The following is a 12,478-nucleotide window of genomic DNA, read 5'->3' on the forward strand; positions in this document are numbered from 1 at the left end:
TTATTTGTAATAATTGGGGTACTTCACCCTCAGCAGCGCTTGATCGGCTATATTCAGAGTAAGATGCTCGGTCATCAGCCGTTCGGCTGCTGCGCCATCCTGCGCCTTTACCGCATCGGCCATTAAGCGGTGCTGATCATAAAGATGCTCCCAGTTGTGATCGTCCACGAGACTCAGCATGCGGCTTCGATTCAAGTGGGCGTTCATTTGCTTCATGATCGTCCAGGTATTGCTCTTGCTGCAGCCGTCAAACAAAATGCGGTGGAAAGCCTCATCAAGCTCGAACATGCTCTTGTCATCCTTCTTGCGGACGCACTCACGCTGTTGATCAAGGTTCATCTCCAGCTGCAAGAGCGCTTGCTCCGGAAAATGTACACAAGCGAGCAGGATGACAGCTCTCTCCAGCTGCTCCCGCATAAAACGGGCTTCTTCAACGAGCGCTGTATCGATTAAAGAAACGAATGTGCCGCGCTGCGGAAGCACTTGAACCAGTCCTTCCTGAGCAAGCCGCAGGAAGCTTTCTCTTACGGGCGTACGGCTGACCTTGAATAAGAGAGCGGTTTCATTTTCCGATAGAGATGTTCCTGGCGGCAGCTCAAGCTTCAATATTTGTTCTCTTAGCTGCAAATAGACAACATCCCTGGTGGAAACGGGCTGCGGGCGTAGACTGAGATCCATACACTCATTCCTTTCGTTTTCTAACTACCATACTACCATACAAGTTTGTTAGTGTGAAGCGGGAAAACGCTAGAAGGGCTGTCCCAAAAGTAGATGATCTACTTTCTGAGACAGCCCTTCAATGATCTGGAGTTAGCTTTTAATTAATATTGAAAGCCTTTTGCTTGCGGACGAATAAATACCTTAAAGTGTAGTTATCAATGTTTAGTCATAGTTATATAATCCGTCGTCATGCATCTGTATACTTCATATTGAAAGCGCATACAAAAAAGATTGCATGGGAGGGTTATGTATGAGAATGTTCAGAAAACGCTGGCTAGGCCAGGGATTGAGCATCGTGCTTGCTGCAACGATGCTGGCAGCGTGCTCAAACGGCGGTGGACAAACTAGCAACACAACAACGGGCAAAGAGAAGACGGCAACGGATAGCATAAATAACGCCGCGCCAGCTGCAAAACCGTTTGAAGGCAAAAGTATCACATTAGTAACTGCGAACCACCCTTGGGGAGATGCGATTAAACCGTACATTCCCGAGTTTGAAGCCGAGACGGGGATGAAAGTAAAAGTGGAGAGTTATTTTGAAGATCAGTTGACACAGAAGCTAACGGTCCAATTCACCACGGGCTCCAATACGCCGGATGTGTTCATGTATCGTCCGCTCCAGGAGGGCAAGCTGTTTTTCAAAAACGGCTGGGTATATCCTTTGGATGAATACGTGAGTAAAGACCCCGAATACGATTTTGCCGATTTGTCCAAATCCGCTGTCGGATCGGCGACCGTAGACGGAAAGGTAGCCGGCATTCCAATCATTACAGAGCAGGAAATCTTATATTACCGTAAGGATCTGCTGGAAGCGGCAGGGATCGCGGTACCAAAAACGATTGATGAATTGGTTGCTGCGGTTAAACAGCTTCATGACCCAGGTAAAGAGATGTACGGTTTTGTAGCCAGAGGACAGCGCTCTCCGCTTGTCACGCAAGTCTCTTCATTCCTGTATTCCGAAGGCGGAGATTTCACGAACGGAGATAAGGCGGCGATCAACACGCCGGAAGCGATTAAAGCTTTTACGACCTACGGCACCTTATTGAAGGATTACGGCCCTCCGGGCGTACTCAATATGTCATGGCCGCAAGCGATCGGCATTTTCGCGCAAGGCAAGGTGGCTTTCTATACGGACGCAAACTCAATCTATAAGAATGCAACGGATCCTGCAAAGTCGCAAATTGCCGATAAAATAGGATTTGCACCGTTCCCGGCCGGATCGGCCGGCTCCAAACCGTATAACATTACCTCATGGGGATTGGCCATGAATGCGAATGCAGTCAATAAGGAAGCGGCATGGGCATTCATTCAGTGGGCGACAGGCAAGGAGATGGTCTTGAAAACCCAGCAAGCAGGTAATCCCGGAGCGCGTTCTTCTGTCTGGGATAACCCTGAGGGTTCAACCGGATTTCCGTCTGAGCTGGTAAATGTCATCAAAGAAAGCGTGAAGGGCGGTATCGACCATGACCGTCCGACCGTCATTAGTGTCGGTGAAGCACGCGATGCAGTAGGCGAGATCGTTCAGCAGATCATGACTGGAGAGAAGAACATTCAACCGGTTGCAGATAAAGCTAATGAAGCCTTGCAAGTGATTATCGATAACGAAAAAACAAAATAAAGGCGGGACGGCCTAATCATCAAAAGGGTCATTCCGTGACCCTTTTGATTTATGATTTTGATCTGGGGGAAAGGGGAGTTCCATATGCAGTACAACTGGTTTGATCGAAATTTGAAATGGATCTATACGATGCCTGCAGTGATATTCGTGTTGGTCATGATGGTATTCCCAATCCTATATACCGTACGGATAAGTTTCTTTGAGTGGAGTATGTCAGCCATAACGCCGCCAAAGTGGGTTGGGCTGGGCAACTACATTACGCTTTTGAACGACAGCCGGTTTTGGGGGGCGGCACGCTCCACTATGTATTTTACGGTTGCGGCGCTTGCCGTTGAAGTCGTGTTAGGAGTTTCAATTGCCTTACTGCTCTCTAGGGATTTCCGTGGCAAAAATGTGATGAAAACGATCTTCCTACTGCCAATGGTGTCAACTCCGGTTGCGATGGGGCTCGTGTGGCAGTTGATTTATGAGCCGACAATCGGCGCGGCCAACATGATATTGAAAGCGATCGGACTGAAGCCGCAGCTGTGGCTCGCTTCCCCCAATCAAGCTATTTCTTCGCTTATTATCGTTGATGTCTGGCAGTGGACTCCGATGATCGCTCTTATTATCATGGCTGGGCTGGCTACGATTCCGACCGACCCCTATGAAGCGGCTGACGTCGACGGGGCCGGCAGATGGAGAAAGTTCATTTCTATTACGCTTCCGCTATTAAAGCCAACGATCATGGTTGCTGCGATGCTGCGCTTGATCGATGTGTTAAAAACATTCGATATTATTTATGCGACAACGCAGGGCGGACCGAATCTAGCTACCGAGACGTTGAACATATACGGTTATGTATTAGGTTTTCAATACTTTAAGCTGGGAATGGCTTCCTCGCTCCTTGTCCTATTCTTCGCGTTGGTCATGGGCTTGACGATAATTATGATCTTGATGCGCAAAAGAATGGAGGGGCCCTATGAATAAGCATAAGAAGGCAGCAAATCTGATTTTCGGCGCTTTAACAATGGTTGTGCTTCTTTTATTCGCTTTTCCTTTCTTCTGGATGCTGCTGGCTTCTTTCAAAACGCAGGGGCAAATCATGTCGACGGATCAGTTGTTTGTGTTTATACCGACGATGGACAATTATACGGATGTATTCAAGGAATATGATTTTCTTAAATATATTTTCAATAGTTTCGTTGTCGCGCTTGGATCGACGCTGTTTGCCCTCCTGCTTGGGCTGCCGGCGGCTTACGCAATCGCCAGACATAACCTTCACAAGTTAGGGCTTGTCATTCTCGTAGCCCGAATTATTCCCGGGATTACATTCTTGATCCCCTGGTTTATTTTATTTTCGAAACTTGAGTTGATAGACTCATACACGTCTTTGATCCTCAGTCATATGCTCGTGGGGCTGCCATTCATTATTTGGATCATGATTTCCTTCTTCGAAGCGCTTCCTACCGAAATCGAGGAATCGGGTCTAATTGACGGTTGTACGCGTCATCAAGTTTTTATGCGGATCATTTTACCGATTTCCGGTCCCGGTATCATTACGTCTTCCCTGCTTTCGTTCATTTTCTCGTGGAATAACTTTATGTTTTCGATTATTCTTGCCGGTAATAAGACAAAGCCGCTGCCGGTGGCGGTATTCAATTTCATGTCGTATTCGGAAATCAACTGGGGCGGGCTTATGGCGGCTGCATGTGTAATCACCCTTCCCGTACTTATAATCGCCTTGCTTGCGCAGCGTTATGTCGTCAGCGGTTTAGCGGCCGGCGCAGTGAAGGGCTAAACGCCTTTAAGTTTTGAAAGTATATGCTATTGATTGTATCAATGTAGGGAAGACTGGTTGTGACCGGAATGTCAAAAGATTATGGACATGTCGAAATTTGCTTTACTATTGGTTATCGATGTTTAGAATTAGTTATATCGGAAAGAGATGAGTTTGAGTAATCTTAATATTATCGGGTGTCGCGATAAGGAGGACAGATCTATGAAGCGATTTCGCAGCCTGTGGATGCTTACGGCAATCTGGACTCTATTGGTTTCCGTTTTGGCGTCGGGTTGTACAGGCATCTCCCATTCCGGGGATAACAGGAGGGAGTCACCTCAGCCGTTTCAAGGCAAAACCATTACACTGGTAACGGCTAATCATCCTTGGGCGGACGCAATCAAGCCGCTCCTTCCCGAATTTGAAGCCGAAACGGGCATAAACGTGATCATACAAGGTTTTTTCGAGGACCAGCTGACCCAGAAGCTCACTTTGCAGCTGACAACCGGATCGGAAACGCCGGATGTATTTATGTATCGTCCCCTGCAGGAAGGGAAGCTTTTTTATAAAAACGGTTGGCTGGAGCCGCTTGATGACTATGTTCAAAAGGATGCCAAGTACGATTACAGCGATTTTTCAGGCGAAGCAATCCGCTCTGCAACCGTTGATGAAAAGCTTGCGGGCATTCCGGTCATAATGGAGCAGGGAATCTTGTACTATCGGAAAGATCTGTTGCAGAAGGCTGGCATTCCGGTGCCGGATACGATAGACGAGCTTGTATCCGCAGCCCGGAAGCTGCATGATCCGGATAGCGGAGTTTACGGCTTTATCGCAAGAGGGGGGCGTTCCGCTTTGGTGACGCAGGTTTCGTCCTTTCTATATTCCGAAGGCGGTGATTTCACCAACGGGCAAAAAGCGACCATCAATACGCCGGAAGCGATGAGAGCGTTCACCATATACGGAAGCCTTCTAAGAGATTACGGTCCTCCGGGAGTAATCAACATGTCCTGGCCGCAAGCGAGCGCGCTATTTGCCGAAGGCAAAGCCGCCTTTTATACGGATGCGAATTCGATTTATAAAAGCGCAAGCGATCCGGCGCGTTCAACGATATCCGAGCATATCGGATATGCTTCTTTTCCCGCCGGCAGAAGCGGCTCSCGAACTTACAATATTACATCCTGGGGACTGGCCATGAATCCGAGAGCCGCCGATAAAGCAGCGGCGTGGGCATTTATCCGCTGGGCGACGAGTAAAGAGATTGTGCTTCAAACGCAGCGCAAAGGCAATCCGGGTGCGCGTCATTCCGTTTGGAACATGTCCAAGGGAACGGCGGGGTTCCCGAAAGAGATGGTTGAAGTAATCAAAAAATCCGGCGTCGGCGGTGTAGACCACGACCGTCCTACAGTTATCAACGTGGCGGAGGCCCGGGAAACGGTCGGAGAAATCGTTCAACGCGTCATGATGGGGGATCCCGATCTTCAGCAGGCGGCGGACAGAGCAAATGCCGCACTGCAAGCGATATTGGATAAAGAAGCGGAATGAGAAGGTGATCGTCATACATTACAGGCTATCGATATTCGGCAAGATTATTATGACGATCATTCTTCTGCTTATCCCGGTTCTGTTCTTGTACAGCTACTCCAACCGGATTGCGGGCAGTGTAGTAGAGGAGCAGCTCCGCTCATCCAATTTGAATGAATTGTCATTTTTTTTGAACCGGATGGATTCGAACATTGAGAATTTGTCCTTGTTTCCGGTTATTTTAAGCTACGATCCGCATATTCGGGATTTTATTGGGGGAACCGGCGAGGCGGTCGGCAACCTGTTAAAGGCGCAATCCCGCTTAACGGAGAAATTGAGCCTTCAGAGCGTGTCCAGCAGCTGGACCAATGATTTGACAATCGTGATGCCTAAGAGCAAGCAGGTGCTGTCCTCTAATATTTATATTAACGGTATTGGGGAGTGGAAGTGGGATGTCCCCATCCGGAAGGCGTGGTCATACGAAGAGGATTATTCCCGCGGATTTCCGGCAGGTACTTTTATCCGGGAGACTAGCGAACCCGCCAATGCGGCAGCCACCTTGCAAGCCGATGCGGTATTTCAGGTTCGTTTCCCGGTGGAAACCATTACCGACCTGCTGGACATTTACCGGAAGGACAAGCATAGCGATCCATTCCTGTATCATCCGGATTACCGGCCGATTCGGAATAGCACGCCTGACTTGCTGATCGAAGAACCGATTATACGAGATGTGCTGAACAGGTCCTTGTCGGATGCAGGTCAGGAAACGGTTGTAATCAACGATCAATCGTTTTTGGTCAGCTATGTAAAATCACGCCAACTAGGCTGGTATTTAGTTGATTATGTTCCTGTCCAAAGGATATTGTCTCCCATTACAACGGCGCGCAATTGGTTCTACGGTTCAATTGCCTTTCTGCTTATGATCGGTTTATTCGCTTCGTTTCTGCTTTACCGTAACGTCCAGATTCCGATCCAAAACATGATCAGAGGCGTGAAACGGATGAGCAGAGGGGATTTATCCTCGCGTATTGATTATAAAGCAAAGAACGAATTTGATGATTTAATCCGGCATTACAACGAAATGGCCGGCCGAATTCAGGTGTTGATCGAGGATGTTTATACGGAGAAGCTGCGGTCGCGCGAGGCGACGCTGAAGCAGCTGCAGTCTCAGATAAACCCGCATTTTCTGTACAATTCGCTGTTTTTTGTCATCAATTCCGCCATGCTGGAGGATCGGGATGCAGTTATCGCCATGACCGAAAATTTGGCCGAGTATTATCGTTACAGTGCAAGGGTTGAGAACCAGCAGGTTACCCTTCGGGATGAACTCGATTTGGTACGTCACTACCTGAATATCCACCATTTGAGGATGCAGCGTCTTACGTTTACGATAACCGTTCCGGAAGAAATGATGGATGAGCCTGTCCCGCGCCTCCTTCTTCAGCCATTAGTTGAAAATGCCATTGTCCATGGTATTGAGCATCGGGTGGAGGGCGGCGCCATTACCATAACAGGCGAGCAGAATGACAGATGGAACCGGATCATCATAGCCGATAATGGATCGGGGCTGTCAGAGGCCGGGCTGCGCAAGCTGGCGATTCAACTAAATGAACCGATGTCCGATGAACTCGGCTGCGGGACATGGAACGTACACCGGCGTTTACAGTATCAATTTGGAGAAGGCTCGGGATTAACGTTCAGGCATGATCCAGGCGGAGGGCTGGCAGCCGTTCTGACATGGAACCGGACAAGCAGCCCTGCGAAACCGAGGCTAGAGGAGGGAGACGATGACTCAACTATTGATCGTGGATGACGAAGCTCACGTGGTTGATCGTTTCTCTACCACGATTGACTGGAAGGCCGTGGGCGTCGAGCAGGTTTTCAAGGCATATTCCGGACTGGAAGCACTCGCGCTCCTCAGGCAATTTTCCATCGATATCGTCATCACCGATATTAAAATGCCAGGCATGACGGGCTTGCAATTGATCGCGGAGGTCCGCCGGCTTTGGCCCAAAACAAAATGCATACTATTGTCCGGGTACTCGGATTTCAATTACGCCAAAGAGGCCATTCTGTACCAGACCGAGGATTACTTGCTGAAGCCGGTAAAGGAAGAGGATTTGCTGACGGCCGTTAAGCGGGTCCTGGTAAAGCTGGAATTGGAATGGGAGGAAGTCATATCCAATCAGAAGCTGACCTATACGTTCAAGGAAAATCTTCCTTTGCTTAGGGCGAATTTGCTCCTTGAGCTGCTTCAGGGCCGAAGATGGGAGACAGACGTTCTTCATAACAAAATGAAGATGCTGGAGCTTTCCGATCACGAATGGCAATCCTGTTCGCTCATGGTGGTACGTTTGGATGAACTTTTTCTCCAGTATGATCTTCAAGATCTATCCTGGAAGGAATATGCTATCAGCAATATGGTCGAAGAGTTGTTTGGCGGGCGATATGCGATCTGGTATGCCAAAGATGCTCTTGATTATCTTGTTTTTGCGATGACAGCAAAACGGGAGGCGGCCGAAGAGAACGATACCGTCTGGTTCGAGCGTATGGCGGCTGCCCTACAAACGGCGGTGGGCACGTATTTGAAGGGCAGAATCTCCGTTATGGTCTGTCATGACGGACGGTTTCCTAATGATCTGGCAACGCTATACAGCCGTTCAATTGGAGCATTCCGTAAACGGATCGGAAGTGAACGGGAGCTATTTATGCGGCTGGAGGACGATCTTTCGGAAAAGGGGATAGAGTCGCTGAAAAGCCTCTACGAACCGCCTGCGTTGATTCATTTGCTTGAGGCGGCGAGGTGGGATGACATCGTAGAGAAGCTGCGGCTGATCTTTGACGACATGGAGGATATCCAATCCGGTTCGCAGGAGCATCTCCTTGAGATCTATTTCACGATCGCTTCCGCCTATTCGTATATTGCGCATAAAAACGGAAGGCATTTATCGGAATTGCTCGGTGATGAATACGAAAAAATGACGGAAGGTCTTCCTTTTCGTTCCGTGAACCAGCTCCGCGAATGGTCGCTTCGGACGCTGCATAGAATTCGCGAGGACATGGATCAGGAGACGAAGGATTCAAGAACAACCTTGATCCGGGAGATCCAGGCTTTTATTGAACAAAACGTCCAGCAGGATGTTTCCTTGCAAGCGGTCGCCGATCATGTGCATCTTCATCCGGTATATGTTTCGAAGGTGTACAAGCTGGAAACCGGTGAAAATTTAAGTGACTATGTGCAGCTTGTGCGCATGAACAAAGCGGAATATCTTCTCAAGCACAGCGTGGACAAAATTTATGAAATCGCTGCAAGCCTTGGCTATCAGCGTCCGCATTCCTTTAATCATGCTTTCAAAAAAAAATTCGGCATGACCCCTCAGGAATACAGAGACCGATTTTCTTAAGACCATTTTGTATAAGCGGTATGCGGCTGTTATGGCCTATACCTGCAACTTAATCATACTATTTCGGGAGGTTTGCTTGTGTTATTATTTATCGTTCTAGCAGCCATTGTGGTGCTGCTGCTTTTGATTACGGTTGCGAAGATGAATCCTTTTGTCGCCCTTATCGTGACGGCGATTGGTACCGGGATTGCTGCCGGCATGCCTTTGTTCACTACGGAAGATCATCCGGGTATCATCGATTCAATCAAAACGGGTATGGGCAATACGCTCGGATTTCTGGCTGTCGTGCTTGCACTTGGCACCATGCTGGGTAAAATGATGGCAGAATCTGGAGGAGCGGAGCGTATCGCCCGGACTCTTATCCGTCTGTTTGGCGAAAAAAATGTCCATTGGGCAATGATGTTCGTCGCCTTTTTCGTCGGCATTCCGGTGTTTTTCCAAGTCGGCTTCGTCCTGCTCATTCCGCTTGTATTTACGATAGCCAGACAAACCGGCGTATCGCTTATCAAAATCGGTGTGCCGCTTGTCGCCGGTTTGTCGGTTGTGCATGGACTTGTTCCTCCTCATCCGGCTGCGATGGCAGCCGTAGGTATTTTTAACGCAGATGTTGGAAGAACGATTTTATATTCCATTATTGTTGGGCTTCCGACCGCTATCCTTGCAGGTCCGTTGTATGGAAAATGGATCGGCAACCGGATTCATAAGACCGTCCCTAAGGAAATGGGTGACCAGCTGACGGAGAACGGCGATACAAAAAAACTGCCTGGTTTCTTTAATACGTTATTCACCATTCTCGTTCCTGTATTTCTCATGCTCATCGCCTCGATCGCGGATTTGGCTCTGGAGAAAGGCACAATCCTGTTCCAGGCATGTAAATTTGTCGGCGACCCTATCGTTGCGCTGCTTATCGCTACGATCTATTCCTTTTTCAGTCTCGGCTTCTTCCGCGGCATGAGCCGTGATTCGATTCTCAAATTTACGAACGATTGCCTGGCACCTACGGCTACGATCCTGCTCGTCATCGGTGCCGGCGGCGCATTTAACCGGGTGCTGCTCGATTCGGGCATCGGTGATTATATCGCGGAGATTGCCACTGCTTCACATATGTCGCCGATTCTTCTCGGTTGGGGAATCGCGGCTATGATCCGTGTCGCTACAGGCTCGGCCACCGTCTCGATGATGACGGCGGCAGGTATTGTCGCTCCAATCGCGGCTATTGTGCCGGGTGTAAATGTCGAGCTGCTTGTTCTGGCTACCGGCGCCGGTTCACTCATTTTATCCCATGTCAACGACTCCGGATTCTGGCTCATTAAGGAATACTTCGGTATGACTGTCAAGGAGACGCTTATGACATGGACGGCCTTAGAGACGATCATTTCTGTTGCAGCGCTTGCGTTTATCCTTGTGTTGGACATATTTGTTTAATCGAAGGAATCATTTAGGACGAACTGTAGGGGCTGTCTCTCAGGTCATTAGACCTTTGAGACAGCCCCTTTTGCTTAAAAAACGATTTATTTTCAAACGGTTAATCCGTTTTTTCCTCAGATTCTCGTTTTCTCACGTTCGAGCAGCGTCTGCAAATAGGTGGATATGACCCTTGCAAGCTGATCGTTTACGGAGGGCTGCTGCGCGGTCGGATTGTTTGAAACCATCGAAATCCGCCAAGGAATGATTTCATACGGGGATCATATGAAGATTATTCTCTATACCGATGGGTTAAGTGAATCAATGGGCGATAACGGGGAGGACAAGCTGGATCTGTTAGTTGAGCAGCTAAGCAGCAGAGAAAGCGCTGAGCCTTCGGCTATCGTCCGCGACTTTATTTCCGGGCAAAACAGCGACAATCAGAAGGATGATATATGCTTGGTTATGATTGCCGAGAAGTAGAATGGCGCATCCTGTTTCAATGAGCCGGGAACGGTTTATATATACCTATAACCAAAAAAGGAAGAAGGACATTCCCGCATAGGAGGGAGATCATATGAAGAATATTATTTTAATCGGCTGTTTGATCGGAGGCATTGTCGCTTTTACGGGAGAGTTCGGACATGTTGCCGTTATGACCCGGGCGACTGATTCAAGCCCGGCTAAGTCGGAAGTATCTGCCGAGGCAGTGAGTAAAATAATAACCTCTTCTATGCCTTCTTCGACAGTAACAAAGGATACCTACGCAGCAGAAGCAAGTTCAGCTGAACCGGCGAAACCGGATTTTAAGCTTCAAACGGTCAACGGCATTTCGCTTTCCGATACCCCAAGCACCGTTGCCCGGAAGCTCGGTGAGCCGCAGCGCATTACGGAGGACCCCTACTTAAGGGAATTGTTGATTTATCAATATCCGAATATGGATGTCGTCTTTAACGGCGGAATCGTTTATTCCGTTGAAATTGCGGGGGACTCCGGGACGCTGCTGCTCGATGGCGTTGAAATTCCAGCCACGATTGAGGCAGTAAAGGGAGCACTGGGACAGCCTGATTATGTGACGGAGGACGGTATCGTGTTCGAGCGGAATGAAGCCTTGTTAAAGCTATTTATCGATCCGGAAACACAAAGGCTGACATCGATTCATTACTTCGACAGCTTCTCGATGTAAGGAGCCGGCTGTACATCTTGTACAAAGAGAACGATCTTTGATACTATTTACTAAACAAATGCGAGCGGAGTGAATCGAATGAGGAATGAGCCATTTCAAGTTGTGCAGGAAGAGACGCAGGAGCAATTTGTTCTTTATGTGAGCGGAGAGCTCGATTTATCTCCTGCCATTCAACGCCTATTTGATATGACAGGCATATCCAGATACTTAACCGAAGGGACAGAGGCTCAAGCATGAATGCCATTCGTTTACAAATCCCGGCCCATGCAGACTATATCGAACTGGTCAGAATTTGTCTATTTGGAATCGCCTCGAAGATGAGCTACGCCTTTGAAGAAATTGAAGATATAAAGGTAGCTGTTTCGGAGGCGTGCAATAATGCTGTTATCCATGGCGCTCAAAGCGCTGATCAGGATGTAATCGACATTTGCTTTGAAACGGGCGACGCCGGCCTTACCATAAAAGTGAAAAACAGCGGGCCGACGGTTCTCGTTCCAGATGCGCTGGAAGAGGCTGCTCCGCTGCCTGATGCAGACGTATGCGGGCTCCGCGCTGGCGGACTTGGCATTTACTTGATGCAGGCGCTGATGGATGAGGTTGAGGTTAACGCATCGGAGAGCGGAACGGAAGTTGTGATGACGAAATATTTGAATGTAACAGCAAAGCAGTAGGCTTGCAGCTGCAAAATTAAAAGAGGAAATGACATCATCGTCATTTCCTCTTTTTCTATTTCCGCTAGCTTCACGTCTTCGTGTATCAGGGTCATTAGACAGATACTGGTACAAAATATTGTAATTGGCCAGCCAAAGCATATGTTTTCCAGCATCGTTCTCTCACTTTATAGCATGAATGCGGCATCGGACAAT

At 48.5% G+C, this 12,478-nt stretch carries 12 protein-coding genes; 11 read left to right on the forward strand and 1 reads right to left on the reverse strand.

The features are described from left to right. Positions 1–678 carry a GntR family transcriptional regulator gene (locus tag ASG81_RS14710; protein ID WP_056635388.1) on the reverse strand — a complete coding sequence of 226 codons (678 nt, stop codon included), beginning with the start codon at positions 676–678 and terminating at the stop codon, positions 1–3. Positions 679–970: 292 nt separating this feature from the next. Here ASG81_RS14710 and ASG81_RS14715 point away from each other — a divergent pair, with 292 nt between their 5' ends. From ASG81_RS14715 to ASG81_RS14760, 11 genes are all read left to right on the forward strand, one after another. Further along, positions 971–2,338, forward strand: a complete 1,368-nt coding sequence (locus tag ASG81_RS14715; RefSeq protein WP_056635391.1) for an ABC transporter substrate-binding protein — start codon at positions 971–973, stop codon at positions 2,336–2,338. Between the two features lie 84 nt (positions 2,339–2,422). Continuing rightward, positions 2,423–3,307, forward strand: a complete 885-nt coding sequence (locus tag ASG81_RS14720) for a carbohydrate ABC transporter permease (protein ID WP_056635394.1) — start codon at positions 2,423–2,425, stop codon at positions 3,305–3,307. Then, positions 3,300–4,118 (forward strand): carbohydrate ABC transporter permease, encoded by an 819-nt coding sequence (locus ASG81_RS14725; RefSeq protein ID WP_056635398.1) that lies wholly within the window; start codon positions 3,300–3,302, stop codon positions 4,116–4,118. Before ASG81_RS14720 ends, ASG81_RS14725 begins: the two co-directional genes overlap by 8 nt. Before the next feature lie 201 nt (positions 4,119–4,319). Beyond that, positions 4,320–5,639 (forward strand): ABC transporter substrate-binding protein, encoded by a 1,320-nt coding sequence (locus ASG81_RS14730; protein ID WP_056635401.1) that lies wholly within the window; start codon positions 4,320–4,322, stop codon positions 5,637–5,639. Continuing rightward, on the forward strand, positions 5,599–7,431 hold the full coding sequence (locus ASG81_RS14735) for a sensor histidine kinase (protein WP_081417348.1): 1,833 nt from the start codon (positions 5,599–5,601) through the stop codon (positions 7,429–7,431). Before ASG81_RS14730 ends, ASG81_RS14735 begins: the two co-directional genes overlap by 41 nt. Continuing rightward, positions 7,406–9,022: a response regulator gene (locus tag ASG81_RS14740; RefSeq protein ID WP_056635404.1), complete on the forward strand. Its 1,617-nt coding sequence runs from the start codon at positions 7,406–7,408 to the stop codon at positions 9,020–9,022. The genes ASG81_RS14735 and ASG81_RS14740 overlap by 26 nt, the downstream gene beginning before the upstream one ends. A gap of 78 nt (positions 9,023–9,100) precedes the next feature. After that, positions 9,101–10,447 (forward strand): GntP family permease, encoded by a 1,347-nt coding sequence (locus tag ASG81_RS14745; protein ID WP_056635407.1) that lies wholly within the window; start codon positions 9,101–9,103, stop codon positions 10,445–10,447. A gap of 243 nt (positions 10,448–10,690) precedes the next feature. After that, the gene (locus tag ASG81_RS14750; protein WP_155971543.1) at positions 10,691–10,909 is read left to right on the forward strand and encodes a SpoIIE family protein phosphatase; all 219 of its coding nucleotides are present in this window, start codon (positions 10,691–10,693) and stop codon (positions 10,907–10,909) included. 94 nt (positions 10,910–11,003) lie between these two features. After that, positions 11,004–11,612 carry a hypothetical protein gene (locus ASG81_RS14755; RefSeq protein ID WP_056635413.1) on the forward strand — a complete coding sequence of 203 codons (609 nt, stop codon included), beginning with the start codon at positions 11,004–11,006 and terminating at the stop codon, positions 11,610–11,612. Between the two features lie 78 nt (positions 11,613–11,690). Next, positions 11,691–11,849 (forward strand): hypothetical protein, encoded by a 159-nt coding sequence (locus tag ASG81_RS32095; RefSeq protein WP_200961512.1) that lies wholly within the window; start codon positions 11,691–11,693, stop codon positions 11,847–11,849. After that, complete coding sequence (locus tag ASG81_RS14760) at positions 11,846–12,283, forward strand: ATP-binding protein (RefSeq protein WP_056635417.1); 438 nt, start codon at positions 11,846–11,848, stop codon at positions 12,281–12,283. Before ASG81_RS32095 ends, ASG81_RS14760 begins: the two co-directional genes overlap by 4 nt. The last annotated feature ends 195 nt before the right edge of the window (positions 12,284–12,478 follow it).

The organism is Paenibacillus sp. Soil522 (assembly GCF_001428245.1).
Taxonomy (GTDB): domain Bacteria; phylum Bacillota; class Bacilli; order Paenibacillales; family Paenibacillaceae; genus Pristimantibacillus.